16 protein-coding genes are annotated in these 19,515 nt (G+C 59.3%); 4 read left to right on the top strand and 12 right to left on the bottom strand.

From position 1 onward, the window contains the following. Positions 1 to 111 precede the first annotated feature (111 nt). The 11 genes from lpxD to rpsB all read right to left on the bottom strand — a co-directional run bounded on the left by lpxD (position 112) and on the right by rpsB (position 11,668). Positions 112 to 1,167 (bottom strand): UDP-3-O-(3-hydroxymyristoyl)glucosamine N-acyltransferase, encoded by a 1,056-nt coding sequence (gene lpxD / locus C4J86_RS06790; RefSeq protein WP_124369884.1) that lies wholly within the window; start codon positions 1,165 to 1,167, stop codon positions 112 to 114. A 3-nt stretch (positions 1,168 to 1,170) separates the two neighbouring features. Continuing rightward, positions 1,171 to 1,674: an OmpH family outer membrane protein gene (locus C4J86_RS06785; RefSeq protein WP_003172279.1), complete on the bottom strand. Its 504-nt coding sequence runs from the start codon at positions 1,672 to 1,674 to the stop codon at positions 1,171 to 1,173. Positions 1,675 to 1,719: 45 nt separating this feature from the next. Further along, positions 1,720 to 4,107, bottom strand: coding sequence for an outer membrane protein assembly factor BamA (gene bamA / locus C4J86_RS06780; protein WP_124369883.1), 2,388 nt, complete (start codon positions 4,105 to 4,107; stop codon positions 1,720 to 1,722). Positions 4,108 to 4,181: 74 nt separating this feature from the next. Further along, positions 4,182 to 5,534, bottom strand: a complete 1,353-nt coding sequence (rseP, locus tag C4J86_RS06775) for a sigma E protease regulator RseP (RefSeq protein WP_124369882.1) — start codon at positions 5,532 to 5,534, stop codon at positions 4,182 to 4,184. A 38-nt stretch (positions 5,535 to 5,572) separates the two neighbouring features. Beyond that, the gene (gene ispC / locus C4J86_RS06770) at positions 5,573 to 6,778 is read right to left on the bottom strand and encodes a 1-deoxy-D-xylulose-5-phosphate reductoisomerase (protein ID WP_124369881.1); all 1,206 of its coding nucleotides are present in this window, start codon (positions 6,776 to 6,778) and stop codon (positions 5,573 to 5,575) included. Further along, on the bottom strand, positions 6,775 to 7,581 hold the full coding sequence (locus tag C4J86_RS06765; protein ID WP_124369880.1) for a phosphatidate cytidylyltransferase: 807 nt from the start codon (positions 7,579 to 7,581) through the stop codon (positions 6,775 to 6,777). Before C4J86_RS06765 ends, ispC begins: the two co-directional genes overlap by 4 nt. Then, positions 7,582 to 8,337, bottom strand: a complete 756-nt coding sequence (gene uppS / locus C4J86_RS06760) for a polyprenyl diphosphate synthase (RefSeq protein ID WP_057723202.1) — start codon at positions 8,335 to 8,337, stop codon at positions 7,582 to 7,584. It lies immediately after the preceding gene. A 17-nt stretch (positions 8,338 to 8,354) separates the two neighbouring features. Then, the gene (gene frr, locus C4J86_RS06755; protein WP_124369879.1) at positions 8,355 to 8,912 is read right to left on the bottom strand and encodes a ribosome recycling factor; all 558 of its coding nucleotides are present in this window, start codon (positions 8,910 to 8,912) and stop codon (positions 8,355 to 8,357) included. Beyond that, positions 8,909 to 9,652: a UMP kinase gene (gene pyrH / locus C4J86_RS06750; RefSeq protein ID WP_003172271.1), complete on the bottom strand. Its 744-nt coding sequence runs from the start codon at positions 9,650 to 9,652 to the stop codon at positions 8,909 to 8,911. The genes frr and pyrH overlap by 4 nt, the downstream gene beginning before the upstream one ends. A gap of 211 nt (positions 9,653 to 9,863) precedes the next feature. Then, positions 9,864 to 10,727, bottom strand: a complete 864-nt coding sequence (tsf, locus tag C4J86_RS06745; protein WP_124361608.1) for a translation elongation factor Ts — start codon at positions 10,725 to 10,727, stop codon at positions 9,864 to 9,866. A 203-nt stretch (positions 10,728 to 10,930) separates the two neighbouring features. Beyond that, positions 10,931 to 11,668 (bottom strand): 30S ribosomal protein S2, encoded by a 738-nt coding sequence (rpsB, locus tag C4J86_RS06740; protein ID WP_048719953.1) that lies wholly within the window; start codon positions 11,666 to 11,668, stop codon positions 10,931 to 10,933. A gap of 376 nt (positions 11,669 to 12,044) precedes the next feature. Here rpsB and map point away from each other — a divergent pair, with 376 nt between their 5' ends. The 4 genes from map (at position 12,045) to C4J86_RS06720 (ending at position 17,820) form a co-directional block, all read left to right on the top strand. Next, positions 12,045 to 12,839, top strand: coding sequence for a type I methionyl aminopeptidase (map, locus tag C4J86_RS06735; RefSeq protein WP_124361607.1), 795 nt, complete (start codon positions 12,045 to 12,047; stop codon positions 12,837 to 12,839). Positions 12,840 to 12,904: 65 nt separating this feature from the next. Continuing rightward, entirely contained in the window at positions 12,905 to 15,607 is a 2,703-nt protein-coding gene (locus tag C4J86_RS06730; RefSeq protein ID WP_124369878.1) for a [protein-PII] uridylyltransferase, read from the top strand. 157 nt (positions 15,608 to 15,764) lie between these two features. Next, the gene (dapC, locus tag C4J86_RS06725; protein ID WP_124369877.1) at positions 15,765 to 16,964 is read left to right on the top strand and encodes a succinyldiaminopimelate transaminase; all 1,200 of its coding nucleotides are present in this window, start codon (positions 15,765 to 15,767) and stop codon (positions 16,962 to 16,964) included. A 115-nt stretch (positions 16,965 to 17,079) separates the two neighbouring features. After that, on the top strand, positions 17,080 to 17,820 hold the full coding sequence (locus tag C4J86_RS06720) for a M12 family metallopeptidase (RefSeq protein ID WP_124369876.1): 741 nt from the start codon (positions 17,080 to 17,082) through the stop codon (positions 17,818 to 17,820). Here the strand turns inward: C4J86_RS06720 and C4J86_RS06715 are convergent. Next, a complete protein-coding gene (locus tag C4J86_RS06715; RefSeq protein ID WP_124369875.1) occupies positions 17,813 to 19,456 on the bottom strand; it encodes a Na+/H+ antiporter in 1,644 nt (547 codons plus the stop codon). The genes C4J86_RS06720 and C4J86_RS06715 overlap by 8 nt on opposite strands. Positions 19,457 to 19,515 lie beyond the last annotated feature (59 nt).

Here is a 19,515-nt window from a genome sequence, read left to right as displayed (position 1 = left end):
TTCGGGGGGAAGCCTGTAATAAAGATTGGGGGCGGGCGGACTAAAAGCACGCCCCGCTAGCAAATCAAGGAGGCAGTCTAGCGGCTGTGCACACTTGATATGGAAATGGTATCAGCCTTCTGATGAAGCATTACCGCCAGGGGTCACGTCTGCAACACGCTTTTCCAGCTGTTTGAGACGTCGCGCCATGTCGTCGAGCTGCCTCAGACGTGCTGCGCTCTTGCGCCATTCAGCCGCTGGCTGCATGGCGGTACCGGATGAATAAGCCCCTGGCTCGGTAATCGAGTGAGTGACCATGGTCATGCCGGTGATGAAGACGTTGTCGCAAATATCGATATGCCCCACCAGCCCCACGCCACCGGCGAGCATGCAATGCTTGCCGATTTTGGTGCTGCCGGAAATCCCCACGCAGGCAGCCATGGCGGTGTGATCGCCAATCTGCACGTTGTGGGCAATCTGAATCTGGTTGTCGAGCTTCACGCCGTTGCCAATCACGGTATCGGCCAGGGCCCCGCGATCGACAGCGGTGTTGACACCGATCTCTACGTCATCGCCGATCAACACGCCGCCCACCTGGGCGATCTTGTGCCAGACACCCTTGGCGTTGGCAAAGCCGAAGCCCTCACCGCCAATTACCGCGCCCGACTGAATGACCACCCGCTGCCCAATACGCACATCGTGGTAAAGGGTAACGCGAGGAGCCAACCAGCCATCGGCACCGATTACGCAACGCGCGCCGATAAAACAATGCGCGCCGACGGTGACGCCAGCGCCAATACGGGCGCCACTCTCGATCACGGCAAAGGCGCCAATGCTGGCCGCAGGGTCGACCTGGGCATCCTCGGCGATCACCGCTGACGGGTGAATACCGCCAGCCGCCTTAGGCTTGGGATCGAACAGGTGCGATGCTTTCGCGTAGCACAGGTAGGGGTCGTCCACTACCAGCGCATCCCCGATAAACCCTTCGGCGTCCGCGGCCTTCAGCAACACGGCTGCGGCTTGGCAATCGACCAGGTATTTACGGTATTGAGGATTTGCGAGGAAGCTCAACTGAGCTGGGCCAGCCTCCTGCAAGGTGGCTAGCCCAGTAATGTCTCTCTCCGGGGAACCACGCAAGGTGGCCCCCAGGAACTCGGCCAACTCGCCGAGCTTGATGGTCGCGGTCATGGTTTACTTCAGCTGATTCATGCGCTCGATCACCTGGCGGGTGATGTCGTATTGAGGCTTGACGTCAATCACGGCGCCACGCTCGAACACCAGGTCAAAGGCACCCTTCTTGATGACTTCTTCCACAGCGCTGTCGAGTTTCGGCTTGAGCTGCTTGAGCATTTCGCGGTCAGCAACTGCTTTGGCTTCGTTCAGTTCCTTGGATTGGAACTGGTAGTCACGGGCCTTTTGCTTGAATTCAAGCTCCAGACGCTCGCGCTCGCCTTGCTGCATCTTGTCACCACCGGCGACCAGACGGTCCTGGATGCCTTTGGCACTGCTTTCCAGAGTTTTGAGCTTGGTCAGTTGCGGACCGAATTTCTTTTCTGCATCCACGGCGTACTTCTTGGCCGCGTCAGATTCCAGCAGGGCCATCTGATAGTTCAGCACGGCGATTTTCATTTCGGCGAAGGCCGGGGTGGTTACCAGCACAGTGGCCAGCAGGACCAATTGAGTCAACTTACGCACGATGTACTCCTACAGAATCCGTTGTCGTTATCTTAGGTCAGACGCTTAGAACGTCTGGCCAAGGGAGAATTGGAAAATCTGGGTTTCAGCGTTATCCGGTTTCTTGATCGGCATGGCCAGAGCAAAGCTCAACGGGCCCAACGCAGTCACCCAGGTCACACCCACACCGACGGAGCTGGCCATATTGCTCAGGCTCACATCGTTGCACTGGGTGTTGGACTTCAAGCCACTTGGGTTTTTGATCTGCTCGCACTTGGAGTCGAACACGTTACCCACGTCCCAGAAGACCGAGGTGCGCAGGGAACGCTGGTCCTTGACGAACGGCAGCGGGAACAGAATCTCCGCACCACCCTGGATCAGCACGTTACCACCGAACGGAAGCGGGTCGTTGTCCGAGTCAGGCTGCGTGCCCTGGTTACCAGTAAACGCTTGACCACGACTCGGCGTACCACGAGGACCCAAGGTGCTGTCCTTGAAGCCACGTACCGAGTTGAAACCGCCCGCATAGTAGTTCTCATAGAACGGCAAGCCATTGGTCGAACCATAGCCGTCGCCATAGCCCAGCTCGGTGTGCAGGCGCATGGTGTAGTTATCGCTCAACGGCTGGAACAACTGGCCACGGTAGTCGAGCTTGAAGAACGACAGGTCGCTGCCCGGCGTAGTGACTTCCGCAGTCAGGCTCTGGGAATGGCCACGGGTCGCGAGTACGCCTTTGTTCAGGGTCGACTCGGACCAGCCGGCAGACGCCTTGAAGTTCAGGAACTTGTCGCCTTCACGACGGGTGAAGTCGAAAATTTCATCCACGGTGTACACACCGGTCTTGATCTCATCCTGCTGCGCGGTCAGGCCGAAGGTCAGGCGCGAGGTCTCACTGATCGGATAACCCACGTTGACGCCGGCACCGAGGCTGTCGATCGCATAGCTTGCAACGTCGACGTCGAGGTCTTTGTAGTCGGTGGTGCGGTAGAAGGCGTTGTAGCCCAGGCTCACACCATCTGCAGTCCAGTAGGGGTCGGTGTAGCCGAAGTTGTATCGGCTCTGGTATTCGCTTCGGGTCAGGCCGATGGATACACGGTTACCGGTACCGAGGAAGTTGTTCTGGGTGATGGAACCACCCAGGATCAAACCCGCGCTCTGTGCAAAACCGACGCTGGCGGTGATCGAACCCGAGGCTTGCTCTTCAACGGCGTAGTTCACGTCGACCTGGTCATCCACACCCGGTACGGCCGGAGTTTCGACGTTGACTTCCTTGAAGAAGCCCAGGCGCTCAAGACGGGTCTTGGATTGGTCGATCAGGTAAGTCGACGCCCAACCGCCTTCCATCTGGCGCATTTCACGACGCAGCACTTCGTCCGAGGACTTGGTGTTGCCACGGAAGTTGATGCGGTTGACGTAGGCACGCTTGCCCGGATCGACGACGAAGGTGATGTCCACGGTGTGGTCTTCATCGTTCGGGGTCGGCACGCCGTTGACGTTGGCGAAGGTATAGCCTTCGTTACCCAGGCGACGGGTAATCAGCTCCGAGGTGGTGGTCATCAGCTTGCGCGAGAACACCTGGTCTTTCTGGACCAGCAACAGGGACTTGACCTGGTCTTCAGGCACCTTCAAGTCACCGCTGAGCTTGACGTCACGAACCTTGTACTTCTCGCCTTCGTTAACGTTGACGGTAATGTAGACGTGCTTCTTGTCCGGGGTGATGGACACCTGGGTCGAAGCGATGTCCATGTTGATGTAGCCACGGTCCAGATAGTAGGAGCGCAGGCGTTCCAGGTCACCGGACAGTTTTTCACGGGCGTACTTGTCATCGTTCTTGAAGAACGACAACCAGTTGGTGGTCTTGAGTTCGAACAGGTCGATCAGGTCTTCATCCGCGAACTTGGTGTTGCCCACCACGTTGATGTGCTGGATGGCCGCCACGGTGCCTTCGTTGATATTGACCTTCAGGCCTACCCGGTTACGCGGCTGCGGGATGACTTCCGTCTCCACGCTTGCCGAGTAGCGGCCCTGGGCAACGTACTGGCGTTGCAGCTCGTTACGCACACCTTCAAGGGTGGCGCGCTGGAAGATTTCACCCTCGGCCAGGCCCGACTGCTTCAACCCCTTCATCAGGTCTTCAGTGGAGATGGCCTTGTTACCTTCGATCGTGATGCTCGCGACGGAAGGCCGCTCGACGACGGTGATGACCAGGACGTTGCCTTCGCGACCCAGTTGGATATCTTGAAAGAACCCGGTTTTGAACAGCGCACGAGTGGATTCCACCAGGCGACGGTCATCAGCCTGTTCCCCGACGTTCAACGGCAAGGCACCAAAGACGCTACCCGCGGAAACCCGCTGGAGGCCGTTGACGCGAATATCGGAGATGGTGAAGGACTCGGCGTGAACTTCGGCGATCATCAATACGGTGAGAACCGCAGTTAGCAGCAGACGTTTCATGAAGTCCTTTCTTATTCCAACTGGCAATAAACAAACTGCCGCAAAATGCGGCAGATTCGCAATTCAGCGAAGCGTTACAGTCGTCCCAGATCGTTGACCAGAGCTAACAACATCACTCCGACCACCAAACTGATACCGATCTGTATCCCCCAACCCTGCACCCGATCCGACAAGGGGCGACCACGCACCCACTCGACCAGATAAAACAGCAGATGCCCCCCATCCAATACTGGAATGGGCAGCAAATTCAGAACTCCAAGGCTGATACTCAGATAAGCCAGGAAATTCAAGAAATCCGCGACACCCGACTGGGCAGAAGCGCCCGCCACTTTAGCAATGGTTATCGGTCCACTCAAGTTTTTTACCGAGAGCTCGCCGAACAACATTTTCTTCAGGGATTCGAGGGTCAGCACGCTCATGGTCCAAGTGCGTTTAGCACCCTCGCCAATCGCTGCCAACGGCCCGAAGCTGATCTCTCGCACCATCGATGGCGGCCACTCGACACCTTTGACCCCGGCACCCAGGTAACCCCCGGCAGCCTTGGCCTCACCACGCACCGACAAAGTTACAGGGACGTCGATTTGAGCACCTTCGCGCTCAACTTTCAGCACAATTTTCGTATCAGGGCGTACACGTACCAGGTCGACCACTTGCTGCCAATCGCCCAGCGCCTGGCCGTCAAGGGCCAACAGCCGGTCGCCGGTTTTCAGGCCTGCGGCCTGGGCCGGGCCTTTAGGGTCCAGCTCGGCGAGTACCGGCGGCAACGCCGGACGCCACGGACGGATGCCCAGGGACTTGATCGGATCCGGCTCGTCAGCGCCTTGAAGCCAATGGTCCAAGGCCAGCTCACGCGGGCTTTCGGCACTGGAATCCGGCTCACGCACCACCACATTGACAGTGCCGCTCTCACCCAGTCGCCGCACCAACTGCAAATTGACCGCGCCCCAACCCGTGGTGGGCTCGCCATCAATCGAAACAATTTCCTGCCCTGCCAGCAGCCCGGCCTTGGCCGCCATACTGCCCGTCTCGACCGCACCGATGACCGGACGCACTTGCTGGCTGCCCAGCATGGCAAGGACCCAGAAGAACACCATTGCCAACAGGAAATTGGCAATCGGGCCGGCAGCGACGATGGCGATGCGCTGACGAACGGTCTTGCGGTTGAAGGATTGATCCAACTGGTCCGCAGGCACTTCGCCTTCGCGCTCATCGAGCATCTTCACATAGCCACCCAGCGGGATGGCTGCAATCACGAACTCGGTACCCTGACGATCATGCCAGCGGACCAGCGGCATGCCGAAACCGACGGAAAAGCGCAATACCTTGACGCCGCAACGACGCGCCACCCAGAAGTGGCCGAATTCGTGGAAGGTAACCAGCACACCCAGAGCAACCAGGGTGCCGACAATCATGTAGAGCGCACTCATCTAATTTCTCCGCATTTCAATCCAATGCCTGAAGGCGCTTACCCGCCTACAGCCTGACGCGCGTTGCGGCCCAGCCATTGCTCGGCCAGGGCCCGAGCCTTTGTATCGGCCTCGAACACGGCCCCCAGGTCATCCACAGCCACAACCGGCTCAGAATCCAGAACGTCCTCGATGATACTCGCGATCTGCGGAAAGCGGATGCGCCGTTCGAGAAACGCCGCCACGGCCACTTCATTGGCTGCATTGAGCATGGCTGGCGCACTGTTGCCCGCCTCAGCTGCTTGCCGGGCCAGACGCAGGCACGGGAAGCGCTGTTCGTCCGGCGCCTGGAAATCCAGGCGCGCGATGGCAAATAGGTCCAATGGCGCCACACCGGAATCAATCCGCTCCGGCCAAGCCAAGGCATTGGCGATCGGCGTGCGCATATCCGGGTTGCCCAATTGCGCCAGTACCGAGCCGTCCACGTAATCCACCAGGGAATGAATCACACTTTGCGGGTGAATCACCACCTCCACCTGATCAGGCCGCGCATCGAACAACCAGCACGCTTCGATCAGCTCCAGCCCTTTGTTCATCATGCTCGCCGAATCCACGGAGATTTTGCGCCCCATGGACCAGTTCGGGTGCGCGCACGCCTGGTCGGGCGACACATGCTCCAGATCATCCACCGGAGTCTGCCGGAAGGGACCACCGGACGCCGTCAGCAAAATCCGGCGCACGCCGACCTGGCCCAGGCCGCGGGCAAAATCAGCGGGCATGCACTGGAAGATCGCGTTGTGCTCGCTGTCCAGGGGTAACAGGACCGCCCCGCTCCTGCGCACGGCCTGCATAAAGAGCGCGCCGGACATGACCAGCGCTTCTTTATTGGCCAGCAGGATTTTCTTGCCCGCATCGACGGCAGCCAGTGTCGGGCGCAAACCCGCTGCGCCGACAATAGCTGCCACGACCGTATCCACTTCGGCGTCCGCAGACACCTGGCACAGCCCCTCCTCGCCCACCAGCACCTGGGTGGCAAGGCCGGCGGCCCGCAGATCATCCTGCAGGCTTCGCGCGGCAGCGACCTGCGGCACCACGGCAAAGCGCGGCGAATGACGCACGCATAACGCCAGCAGTTCATTCATGCGCGTAAAGCCGGTCAGGGCGAACACCTGGTAACGATCAGGGTGACGGGCGATGACATCCAGGCTGCTCAGCCCGACCGAGCCCGTCGCTCCAAGCACGGTGACCTGCTGCAGGCGGCTCACGAAGCGATCATCCACAGCAACACGGCAAAGATCGGCAACGCGGCGGTGAGGCTGTCGATACGGTCCAGCACACCACCGTGACCTGGCAGCAGGTTGCTGCTGTCCTTGATCCCGGCCTGGCGCTTGAACATGCTCTCGGTGAGGTCGCCCACCACCGAAATGAATACCACGACGGCCGTCCCCAACAAGGCCAGGAAAATCTCTTTCACCGACCAGTCGCGCCACCCACCGACCGCCAGCGCAATCAGCAGCGTCAAGGCCAGCCCGCCGTATACGCCTTCCCAGCTCTTGCCTGGGCTGACGGCCGGCGCCAGCTTACGCTTGCCGAAGGCACGGCCTGAGAAGTAGGCACCAATGTCAGCGCCCCAGACCAGCACCATGACCGCAAGGATCAATTCGTTGCCATTCGGGAAACGCTTGATTTCCACCAAGCCTTGCCAGGCCGGCAGCAGGATCAGCAAGCCAATCACCAACTTGCAGGCCACACTGGACCATTGACCGCTGGTGCGTGGATAGGTCAGCACCAGGAACGTCGCCAATGCCCACCACAGTACCGACGCCCCCAGCACCCAGGGCGCGATATCGGGCAGGATGTACATCAGGAACAGCAACAGCGCGACGATCGCGGCGTACGCCACGCGTGGCAACTGGTCGCTCAAGCCCGCCAGACGCGCCCATTCCCATGCGCCGAGGGTTACCACCAGGCCGATGAACAGTGCAAAGCCGGAACCCTCGAGCAGGAAAAAACCACACAAGGCAATCGGCAGCAGGATCAGTGCTGTGATGATTCGTTGTTTAAGCATTTAAACCCGGGCTCCAGCTTCGATCTGCTCGCTCGTTTTACCGAAGCGACGCTGACGGGAAGCGAAATCGGCCAGCGCATTGCGCATGGCATCGTGTTTGAAGTCCGGCCAGAACAGGTCGGAGAAATACAACTCGGTATAGGCTAGCTGCCACAGCAGGAAATTGCTGATGCGGTGCTCACCACCGGTACGGATGCACAAGTCCGGCAACGGCAGGTCGCCGGTCACCAGGCAGGTTTGCAGCAATTCGGGCGTGATGTCGTCTGGCCGCAAATGACCGGCCTGCACTTCGCGGGCCAGTCGCTGCGCAGCCTGGGCGATATCCCATTGGCCGCCGTAGTTGGCCGCGATTTGCAGCACGAAACGGTTGCTGCCGGCCGTGATAGCCTCGGCTTCACGCATGGCTGCCTGCAGCTCCGGATGGAACCGGGAACGGTCACCAATGATGCGCAGGCTGATGCCGTTGTCATTGAGGCGCTTGGCTTCGCGCCGCAGCGCCTTGAAGAACAGGTCCATCAAGGCACTCACTTCTTCGGCGGGCCGCTGCCAGTTCTCGCTGGAAAAGGCAAACAGCGTCAGCACTTCGACCTTGGCCTCGGCGCACACTTCGATGACAGCGCGCACCGCATCGACACCCGCTTTATGCCCGGCAACACCGGGCATAAAGCGTTTTTTCGCCCAGCGATTATTCCCATCCATGATGATCGCGACATGGCGCGGCACCACAGAGGGCACAGTCTGCTTGGTCTTTTCCATGAAGGCGTCCTGACCCCTTATACGGCCATCAGGTCCTTTTCTTTTTCTTCGGTGGCCTTGGTGATCTGGGCCTCCGCATCCTTGGTCAGCTTATCGATATCGGCAACGGCACGGCGCTCTTCGTCTTCGCTGATTTCCTTGTCCTTGACCAGCTTCTTCAGGTCACCCAAGGCATCGCGACGGATGTTACGCACGGCAACCCGTGCATCTTCCGCCGCGCTGCGCGCCTGCTTGGTGAAGCCCTTGCGGGTCTCCTCGGTCAGGGCAGGCATGGAAATCAACAACAACTCGCCCAGGTTGGTCGGGTTGAGGTTCAAGCCGGCACTCTGGATAGCTTTGTCGACCGCCGCGAGCATGTTGCGCTCGAAGGCCACGACCTGCAGGGTGCGCGAGTCTTTTACGGTGATGTTGGCCACCTGAGTAATGGAGGTGTCCGAGCCGTAGTAGGGCACCATCACGCTGCCCAGGATGCTCGGGTGCGCCTTGCCGGTACGAATCTGGCCGAATGCGTGGCTCAGAGACTCCAGGGATTTCTGCATACGCGCTTGGGCGTCTTTCTTGATTTCGTTGATCATTGTTGGCCTTCCTCGATCAGAGTCCCTTCTGCGCCGCCGTGTACGATATTCAGCAGGGCGCCGGGCTTGTTCATGTTAAATACGCGCAGCGGCATCTTGTGGTCGCGGCACAGGCAGATAGCCGTCAGGTCCATCACACCCAGCTTGCGATCCAGCACTTCATCGTAGGTCAGATGATCGAACTTCTCGGCATGCGGGTCTTTGAATGGATCTGCAGTGTATACGCCATCCACCTTGGTCGCCTTCAACACCACGTCTGCGTCGATTTCGATAGCACGCAGGCATGCGGCCGAATCGGTGGTGAAGAACGGGTTACCGGTGCCCGCGGCAAAGATCACCACTTCCTTGGCGTTCAGGTGGCGCATGGCTTTGCGGCGATCGTAGTGATCGGTCACACCGACCATGGAAATAGCCGACATCACGATGGCCGAGATATTGGCACGCTCCAGGGCGTCACGCATGGCCAGGGCGTTCATCACAGTGGCCAGCATGCCCATGTGGTCGCCAGTGACCCGATCCATCCCGGCAGCACTCAGTGCCGCGCCGCGGAACAGGTTGCCACCACCGATCACCAGGCCCACCTGAACACCGATACCGACCAGTTGGCCGACTTCGAGCGCCATGCGGTCAAGTACCTTGGGGTCGATCCCGAACTCTTCCGAGCCCATCAGGGCCTCGCCGCTGAGCTTGAGTAGAATGCGTTTATAGCGAGCCTGATAACCACTGCCCTGCTGAGCCATTGCGAATCTCTCCTGCGGCGTTTTTTTTAAAAAATTCTTGGCGAGCCGTTTACGGCTTGCGTTCACTCTAGCTGGACGCCATCACAGCGCCATCGGAACACGGCTTTGTAAGCCAGTTCCGAGGGGAAGCCAAATAAATTCGCTTTCCCATTTGAAAAGAGGCTGCGCGCGTGAGCGGGCAGCCTCTTTCGGGCGACAGTTGAAAACTGTCTTATTGCTTGGCGGCAGCCAGCTGGGCAGCAACTTCTTCGGCGAAGTTGTCGACCGGCTTCTCGATACCGTCGCCTACTTTGAAGTAGGTGAAGGAAACGATTTCAGCACCGGCTTTCTTGGCCAGTTCGCCAACCTTGATTTCAGGGTTCTTGACGAACGCCTGCTCAACCAGGCTTGCTTCAGCCAGGAACTTGCTGATACGGCCTTTGACCATGTTCTCAACAATATTTTCTGGCTTGCCTTTGATTTTTTCTTCGTTCAGCTGCAGGAACACAGCTTTTTCACGCTCGATCGCTTCGGCAGAAACTTCCGAAGGCAACAGGAACTCAGGGTTGCTGGCCGCTACGTGCATAGCGATGTCTTTGGCCAGTTCAACGTTGCCGCCTTTCAGGACAACTGCAACACCGATCTTGTTGCCGTGCAGGTAACCACCTACCACGTCACCTTCAACGCGCACCAGGCGACGGATGTTGACGTTTTCGCCAACCTTGCCGACCAGTACCAGGCGATCAGCTTCTTGAGCTTCGATCAGCGGAGCGGCGTCAGTCAGTTTGTCGGCGAACGCTTTTTCAACGCTGGCGGCAACAAATGCCTTGAAGTCGTCCTGCAGAGCCAGGAAGTCAGTCTGCGAGTTCACTTCCAGCAGTACCGCGGACTTGCCGTCTTCTTTCAATGCGATGGCGCCTTCAGCAGCCACGTTGCCTGCTTTCTTGGCGGCCTTGATGGCGCCGGAAGCACGCATGTCGTCAATGGCTTTTTCGATGTCGCCGTCGGCCTTTTCCAGGGCCTTCTTGCAATCCATCATGCCTTCGCCGGTACGCTCACGCAGTTCTTTAACCAACGCTGCAGTAATTGCTGCCATTTTCAAATTCCTCTTGGATAGGTTTTCAACCATTCCACCCGATCGAACGGGGGATCAATTCTTCCCGAATATCCGTTGTAGGCTGCTGCACGTTACAGAGCAACGATGCGCCGCCACAAGTGGGCGCCAACAAATGGTTTTCGAGGTGGCAAAAAGGGGGCCAAGCCCCCTTTTTGCTTACTGAGTCAACGCCAGGGCGTCAATTACTCAGCTGCGGCTACCGGAGCTTCTTCAACGAACTGCTCGGTACCACCAGCAACGTGGTTGCGACCACGGATTACAGCGTCAGCCATCGAACCCATGTACAGCTGGATAGCGCGGATTGCGTCATCGTTGCCTGGGATGATGTAGTCAACGCCATCCGGGCTGCTGTTGGTATCGACTACGCCGATAACAGGGATGCCCAGCTTGTTGGCTTCGGTGATCGCGATGCGCTCGTGATCAACGTCGATAACGAACAGTGCGTCAGGCAGACCGCCCATGTCCTTGATACCACCCAGGGAACGATCGAGCTTTTCCAGGTCGCGAGTGCGCATCAGCGCCTCTTTCTTGGTCAGCTTGGCGAAAGTACCGTCTTCGGCTTGCACTTCAAGGTCACGCAGACGCTTGATGGAAGCACGGATGGTTTTGAAGTTGGTCAGCATGCCGCCCAACCAGCGGTGATCGACGTACGGCGAACCGCAACGTGCTGCTTCTTCAGCAACGATCTTGCCAGCGGAACGCTTGGTGCCGACGAACAGGATCTTGTTTTTGCCCTGGGCCAGGCGCTCTACGAAAGTCAAAGCTTCGTTGAACATTGGCAGGGTTTTTTCAAGGTTGATAATGTGGATCTTGTTACGCGCGCCGAAAATGTACTTACCCATTTTCGGGTTCCAGTAACGGGTCTGGTGACCGAAGTGCACACCGGCCTTCAGCATATCGCGCATGTTGACTTGGGACATGATAGTTCCTTAATAAGTCGGGTTTGGCCTCCACGTATCCCAATGACCAACCAGCGGCTTCAAGGCCTCCGGCACCCAGGTCATCGTGTCGACACGTGTGTGGATTTAAGCTCTGCAGGGCATCCCCGGAAAGCGGCGCATTTTATACCACAGCAAGGGCGAAAACGGAACCCGCAATCACATTTGCCGCAAGCTTCCTTGCGCCAACCCTTTGAATGGCGCCGATATACCCCCACTCTATAGAGAGAAGCGATCGTTAGGGGCTCATGGTTTGTCGCCCGCGTCTGTTAGAATCGCGTTTTTTTGTGGCCTGTGCGAAGTGTCGCACGCCCGTAAACCGTATTGATTTCAGCGCGTCGCGCTAGAGAGAGCCTGTATGACCGTTAGTTTGAAAACCGCCGAAGACATCGCCGGCATGCGCATCGCCGGCAAACTGGCCGCCGACGTGCTGGAAATGATCGCCGAACACGTCAAGCCCGGCGTCACCACCGAAGAACTGAACCAGATCTGCCATGACTATATCGTCAATGTGCAAAAGGCCATCCCGGCCCCACTGAACTACAAAGGCTTTCCCAAGTCGATCTGCACCTCGGTCAACCACGTGGTGTGCCACGGGATCCCGGGTGACAAGCCGTTGAAGGACGGCGACACCCTGAACATCGACGTCACCGTGATCAAGGACCGCTACTTCGGCGACACCAGTCGCATGTTCCACGTCGGCAACGTGCCGGTCTGGGCCGAGCGCCTGTCCCAGGTGACCCAGGAATGCATGTACAAGGCTATCGAGATCGTCAAGCCAGGCTGCCGCCTGGGCGATATCGGTGAAGTGATCCAGAAGCACGCCGAAAAGAACGGCTTTTCGGTGGTACGCGAGTTCTGCGGCCACGGCATCGGCACCGTATTCCATGAAGAGCCGCAGATCCTGCATTACGGCCGCGCCGGCACCGGCATGGAACTCAAGGCCGGCATGACCTTCACCATCGAGCCGATGATCAACCAGGGCAAGGCCGACACCAAGGTGCTGGGCGACGGCTGGACCGCCATCACCAAGGACCGCAAACTCTCGGCCCAGTGGGAGCACACCCTGCTGGTCACCGAAACCGGCTACGAGATTTTCACCCTGCGCGCCGACGACACGATCCCGCGCACGTCGGATGCTGCTTCGGCTTAGGGATTACTCAGGTTTTCCCCCCACTGTTTTGTGAATGACTGATAGATAGAAAGGAAAGCCGATCGATGCCCCAGGTGGATCCCGAACTCTTCGACCGTGGCCAGTTCCAGGCCGAACTGGCGCTGAAGGCAAGCCCTATCGCCGCGTTCAAGAAGGCGATCCGCCAGGCCCGCGAGGTGCTCGATGAGCGCTTTCGCAGCGGCCGCGACATACGCCGGCTGATCGAGGACCGCGCCTGGTTCGTCGACAATATCCTGCAAAAAGCCTGGGAACAGTTCAGTTGGAGCAGCGAGGCGGATATCGCCCTGGTGGCGGTCGGCGGCTACGGTCGTGGTGAGTTGCACCCCTACTCCGACATCGACCTGCTGATTCTGCTGGACAGCGCCGACCATGAGATTTTTCGCGATTCCATAGAGCGGTTTCTGACGCTGCTGTGGGACATCGGCCTGGAAGTCGGCCAGAGCGTACGCTCGGTGGACGAATGCGCCGAAGAGGCCCGTGCCGACCTGACCGTCATCACCAACCTGATGGAAAGCCGCACCATCGCCGGCCCCGAGCGCCTGCGCCAACGCATGCTCGAAGTCACCAACACCGCACACATGTGGCCGAGCAAGGATTTTTTCCTGGCCAAGCGTGCCGAGCAAAAGGCGCGGCACCACAAATACAACGACACCGAATACAACCTGGAACCCAACGTCAAAGGCTCGCCGGGCGGGCTGCGGGATATCCAGACGATTTTGTGGGTGGCCCGTCGCCAATACGGCACCCTGAACCTGCGCGCCCTGGCCGGCGAGGGCTTTCTGGTGGAGAGCGAAAACGCCCTGCTGGCCTCGTCCCAGGAGTTCCTGTGGAAAGTGCGCTACGCCCTGCACATGCTTGCCGGGCGCTCGGAAGACCGCCTGCTGTTCGACCACCAGCGCTCCATCGCGACCCTGCTGGGTTTTGAAGGCGAGGACGCGAAGACCAGCATCGAAAGCTTTATGCAGCAGTATTACCGCGTGGTGATGAGCATTGCCCAGCTCAGCGACCTGATCATCCAGCACTTCGAAGAAGTGATCCTGGCCCCCGAAGACGAAGCGCCGCCGCAACCGATCAATTCGCGCTTCCAGCTGCACGACGGTTACATCGAGGCGCGCAACGACAACGTATTCCACCGCACGCCGTTCGCCATGCTGGAAATCTTCGTGCTGATGGCCCAGCAGCCGGAAATCAAAGGCGTGCGCGCCGATACCATTCGCCTGCTGCGGGAAAACCGTCATCTGATCGACGATGAGTTTCGTCATGACATCCGCAACACCAGCCTGTTTATCGAACTGTTCAAGTGCAAGATCGGCATCCACCGCAACCTGCGGCGGATGAACCGCTACGGCATCCTCGGGCGCTACCTGCCGGAGTTCGGCTTTATCGTCGGACAGATGCAGCACGACCTGTTCCACATCTATACCGTGGACGCCCACACCCTGAACCTGATCAAGCACTTGCGTAAGTTGCAGTACACCCAGGTGTCAGAGAAATTCCCACTGGCCAGCAAACTCATGGCCAAGCTGCCCAAGCCGGAATTGATTTACCTGGCCGGCCTGTACCACGACATCGGCAAGGGCCGGCATGGCGATCACTCGGAGATCGGCGCGGTCGATGCCGAAGCGTTCTGCCAACGCCACCAATTGCCGTTGTGGGACAGCCGCCTGATCGTCTGGCTGGTGCAGAACCACCTGGTGATGTCGACCACCGCCCAGCGCAAGGACTTGTCCGACCCGCAAGTGATCCACGACTTCGCGCAGATCGTCGGCGATGAAACCCGCCTCGACTACCTCTACGTGCTGACCGTCTCCGACATCAACGCCACCAACCCGACGTTATGGAACTCCTGGCGCGCCAGCCTGTTGCGCCAGCTGTACACCGAGACCAAGCGCGCCCTGCGCCGCGGCCTGGAAAACCCGGTAGACCGCGAAGAGCAGATCCGCCGCACCCAAAGCGCGGCCCTGGATATCCTGGTGCGCGGCGGCAACGACCCGGACGATGTCGAACAACTGTGGTCGCAACTGGGTGACGATTATTTCCTGCGCCACACTGCCGGCGACGTCGCCTGGCACACCGACGCCATCCTTCAACAGCCGGCCGATGGTGGCCCGCTGGTCCTGATCAAGGAAACCACCCAGCGCGAATTCGAAGGCGGTACGCAGATCTTCATCTATGCGCCGGACCAACATGACTTCTTCGCCGTGACCGTGGCAGCCATGGACCAGCTCAACCTGAACATTCATGACGCCCGGGTGATCACCTCCAGCAGCCAGTTCACCCTCGACACCTATATTGTGCTCGACACCGAAGGCGACTCGATTGGCGACAATCCGGTGCGTGTGAAGAAGATCCGCGAAGGTCTGACCGAAGCCCTGCGCAACCCGGATGATTACCCGACCATCATCCAGCGCCGGGTACCGCGCCAGCTCAAGCACTTTGCCTTTGCGCCGCAGGTGACCATCTCCAACGACGCCCAGCGCCCGGTAACCGTGCTGGAGCTGAGCGCGCCGGATCGCCCGGGCCTGCTGGCACGCATCGGCGGGATTTTCCTGGAGTTCGACCTGTCGCTGCAGAACGCCAAGATTGCGACCCTCGGCGAGCGCGTGGAAGACGTGTTCTTCATCACCGACGCCGATAACCAACCGCTGTCCGACCCTGAGCTGTGCCGCCGTTTGCAGGATGCGATCGTGGAGCAATTGAGCGTGACCCAGGAACCTGGCGTCGCGCTGACGCGCCTGACCCTATGAACACCGGCGTATGTGGGAGGGGGCTTGCTCCCGATAGCAGTGGATCAGATAAAGATCAGCTGACTGACACAACGCAATCGGGAGCAAGCCCCCTCCCACATTGAATTTTCGCCGGCAACCAGACCGCGTGCCGACAACTGAATTGACGAGACTTGCGATGAACAACGCCCTGAACCAGCTGCAGCCTTACCCATTCGAGAAACTGCGCGCCCTGCTCGGCAGTGTCACCCCCAACCCGGACAAACGCCCGATTGCCCTGTCGATTGGCGAGCCCAAGCACACATCACCGAGTTTCGTGGCCGAGGCGCTGAGCAATAACCTGGACCAGATGGCGGTGTACCCGACCACACTGGGCATCCCCGCATTGCGCGAGGCCATTGGCGCCTGGTGCGAGCGCCGCTTCAACGTACCTGCAGGCTGGCTGGACCCGGCGCGCAATATCCTGCCGGTCAACGGCACACGCGAGGCGCTGTTCGCCTTTACCCAGACCGTGGTCAATCGCGGTGACGACGCGCTGGTGGTGAGCCCGAACCCGTTCTACCAGATCTACGAAGGCGCGGCGTTCCTCGCCGGTGCCAAGCCGCATTACCTGGCGTGCCTGGACACCAATGGGTTCAACCCGGACTTCGATGCCGTGTCGCCAGACGTTTGGAAACGTTGCCAGATCCTGTTCCTGTGCTCTCCGGGCAACCCGACCGGCGCGCTGATTCCGGTGGACACCCTGAAAAAACTGATCGCCCTGGCCGATGAACACGACTTCGTGATCGCCGCCGACGAGTGCTACAGCGAGCTGTACTTCGATGAGCAAACCCCGCCGCCAGGCCTGCTGAGCGCCTGTGTCGAACTAGGTCGCCAGGACTTCAAGCGTTGCGTGGTGTTCCACAGCCTGTCCAAGCGTTCCAACCTGCCGGGCCTGCGTTCGGGCTTTGTCGCTGGCGATGCTGAGATTCTCAAGGCTTTCCTGCTGTATCGCACCTATCACGGCTGCGCAATGCCGGTGCAAACCCAACTGGCCAGCATCGCCGCCTGGCAGGACGAAGCGCACGTACAGGCCAACCGTGACCTGTATCGCGAGAAGTTCGACGCAGTGCTGGCGATCCTCAAACCGGTGCTGGATGTGCAAAGCCCGGACGGCGGCTTTTATTTGTGGCCGAACGTGAACGGGGACGATGCTGCTTTCTGCCGTGATTTGTTCGTGGAGGAACATGTGACGGTGGTACCGGGCTCTTACCTGTCCCGCGAAGTGGATGGCTTCAACCCAGGCGCCGGGCGTGTACGCCTGGCATTGGTTGCACCGCTGGCCGAATGTGTCGAAGCGGCTGGGCGGATTCGCGATTTCATCCAGCGCCGCGGTTGAGACACAAGCCGCTCCCAACGGGGCGGCCTCCAGCGTTGTTTCTTGCAACCATTGCGAGGGAACAGAAACACGCAAACCTTACACCTAAGTTCATATAAACACTTAGGTGAACCCCATGACGCTCACGATCTCGCCCACTTCGCCTTCTGCTCATTGCGTCACCGCGCCGCTCAATAGAAGTAAGCGCGGCGTCGCCATGCCCGACAAGCTCTGGCCTCAGCATTCGGTGCTGACTATCTCCCTGCTGAACATGACCCCAGAACAAAAAGCGTTGGTAAAGCACAACATCAACGCATGGGCCCCCCATACCAATCTCTACTTCAAGTTCACCGACAGCCCCAATGGCGATATCCGCATCACTGCGGATGCTGACACGAGAGCGGGATGGTCAAACGTGGGCACCGACGCAAAGAAGGTGCCTTTATCCGAACCGACCATGGGCATTAACTTCACAGTATCGCCAAGCAGCGTCGCCGCAACGATCCAGCATGAATTCGGCCACGCCCTCGGCCTCAAACATGAGCATCAGCACCCCGATCGGACATTGGACCTGAACAGGCAGAACATCTATGACGAATATGCATCGAGAGGAGAACCCTCCTATAAGGCCAAGAACGATATCCTCCGCCCCTTCTCGCGCAAAGAGGTAAAGACTTCAAACTATGATGACAAATCCATCATGCACTATGGGATTCGCGCCTCACACCTGAATAGCGGAAATCCCATCCCGCGCAACTTCAAACTGTCTGAAGGCGATAAAAGCTTTGTGCAGTCACTGTACCCTGAAGATAAAACACTGCTCGGCAAACTGCTCGGTACCGGCATCCGCGCAATGATCAATGCCCAAACTACTTGACGCTGCCCAAGTTCGCTTCACTCATATCCAGATCCGCCAGAACTTCGCGCAATACATCATCGCCAATTTGATGTTGGCGACTCAAACGATACAACTCCAGCCGCTGCGCACGCAGCCCCTTGAGCCGCAGCTTGCGTTCCAGTTGATCCATCTGCAGCGCCAGGGCCTGGGCTTCGGCGGAATCGTTGAATACCTCAAGCTGGTGGCGATATTCCGACATCAATCGCGCCTTGAGCTCAGTGGCCAATGCCGCTTGAGCCGCATCCGACACTGCGGTTTCATCAGACTCTTCAGCCTCCAGCGCATGGATCGCTGCCACGGCGGTTTTTTTCCAGGCCTCACGAACCTCCCGGTGACGCTTTTCATCGGGGCTCTTTTCGATCCCGCGAAGCAGCAACGGCAGCGCGATACAGGCGGCGACCAGCGACAACAGAATGACGCCGGCCGCGATAAAGATCAGCAGGTCGCGCTCCGGAAAAGCCTGGCCCGGCGCCAGCAGCAATGGCACCGACATCACGCCCGCCAGTGTCACCGCACCGCGTACGCCGCCCACCGTCAGCAGCCAACAGGATCGCGCCGTGGGTACCAGGGTCAGCTCGCTTTTCCCACGCACACGACGCAGCAAGCCTGACAGCCGCCAAATGCTCTGAACCCAGATAAAGCGCAACACCACCAGCACCACGAAGATCGCAATCACGTCCAGGCAGCGATACATCAAGGTCGGCCACAACGTCGGCTCATGACTCACCACTGCTTTGATGATGTCCGGCAGTTGCAGGCCCAACAGCAGAAAGATCAGGCCGTTGAAGGCAAACTCCAGCAGCGACCAGACACTGCGATTGAGCAGGCGTGTACTGGTTTGACGCGGCAGCAGGTCCAGCCAGCTCTGCATCATGCCCGCCGCCACGGCCGACAAAATGCCCGACGCGCCCAAGCGTTCCGCCAGTACGTAGGCCGCGAACGGCAGCAGCAACATGAACACAACGTGGGTGGCCGGGTCATCCCAACCCCGTGCAATCATCCAGGCGCGCAGGCGACCGACCAGCCAGCTCAACGCCACACCGACCGCCAGCCCACCCACTGCGACCAAGACAAAGGTCAGGCTGGCATCGGCCAGGGAAAACACCCCGGTCAACGCGGCCGCCAGGGCAAACTTGAAGGTCACCAGGCCCGACGCATCATTCATCAAGGCCTCACCCTGGAGCATGTGCATCAAGGGCGTGGGCAGGCGATTCTGGGCAATCGCCGACACCGCCACGGCATCCGTCGGCGACAACACGGCCGCCAGGGCAAAGGCTACCGGCAACGGAATCGTCGGCAGAATCCAGTGAATGAAGTACCCCGCGCCGACCACCGTAAACAGCACCAGCCCCACGGCCAAGGTCAGGATCGGCCCGCGCAGGCGCCACAGCTCACGCTTGGGCATGCGCCAGCCATCGGAAAACAGCAGCGGCGGCAAGAACAGAAACAGGAACAGCTCCGGGTCCAGCGCCACATGCAGCCCCAGCGTGGGCCAGGCCAGCAAGGCCCCGGCGGCAATCTGTACCAGCGGCAGCGGCAGGGGAATGATGCGCCCGACCAGACGCGACACGCTGACCAGCATCAGCAGGATAAGAACGGTGTAGGCGGTTTGCATAACGCGGTTTTCCCAGACAATCGACTTGCAACGACACATGAGGCAACAACTGGCCGTTG

Origin of the sequence: Pseudomonas sp. R2-7-07, assembly GCF_003852355.1 — a bacterium.
Taxonomy (GTDB): domain Bacteria; phylum Pseudomonadota; class Gammaproteobacteria; order Pseudomonadales; family Pseudomonadaceae; genus Aquipseudomonas.
This window is presented reverse-complemented; position numbering and strand designations above follow the sequence as displayed.

Coding starts and splice junctions, on each gene's coding strand:
- C4J86_RS06715 (WP_124369875.1), bottom strand. CDS start 19,456: ATGCAAACCGCCTACACCGTTCTTATCCTGCTGATGCTGGTCAGCGTG.
- C4J86_RS06765 (WP_124369880.1), bottom strand. CDS start 7,581: ATGCTTAAACAACGAATCATCACAGCACTGATCCTGCTGCCGATTGCC.
- map (WP_124361607.1), top strand. CDS start 12,045: ATGACCGTTAGTTTGAAAACCGCCGAAGACATCGCCGGCATGCGCATC.
- pyrH (WP_003172271.1), bottom strand. CDS start 9,652: ATGGCTCAGCAGGGCAGTGGTTATCAGGCTCGCTATAAACGCATTCTA.
- bamA (WP_124369883.1), bottom strand. CDS start 4,107: ATGAAACGTCTGCTGCTAACTGCGGTTCTCACCGTATTGATGATCGCC.
- frr (WP_124369879.1), bottom strand. CDS start 8,912: ATGATCAACGAAATCAAGAAAGACGCCCAAGCGCGTATGCAGAAATCC.
- C4J86_RS06730 (WP_124369878.1), top strand. CDS start 12,905: ATGCCCCAGGTGGATCCCGAACTCTTCGACCGTGGCCAGTTCCAGGCC.
- uppS (WP_057723202.1), bottom strand. CDS start 8,337: ATGGAAAAGACCAAGCAGACTGTGCCCTCTGTGGTGCCGCGCCATGTC.
- rpsB (WP_048719953.1), bottom strand. CDS start 11,668: ATGTCCCAAGTCAACATGCGCGATATGCTGAAGGCCGGTGTGCACTTC.
- lpxD (WP_124369884.1), bottom strand. CDS start 1,167: ATGACCGCGACCATCAAGCTCGGCGAGTTGGCCGAGTTCCTGGGGGCC.
- rseP (WP_124369882.1), bottom strand. CDS start 5,534: ATGAGTGCGCTCTACATGATTGTCGGCACCCTGGTTGCTCTGGGTGTG.
- C4J86_RS06720 (WP_124369876.1), top strand. CDS start 17,080: ATGACGCTCACGATCTCGCCCACTTCGCCTTCTGCTCATTGCGTCACC.
- tsf (WP_124361608.1), bottom strand. CDS start 10,727: ATGGCAGCAATTACTGCAGCGTTGGTTAAAGAACTGCGTGAGCGTACC.
- dapC (WP_124369877.1), top strand. CDS start 15,765: ATGAACAACGCCCTGAACCAGCTGCAGCCTTACCCATTCGAGAAACTG.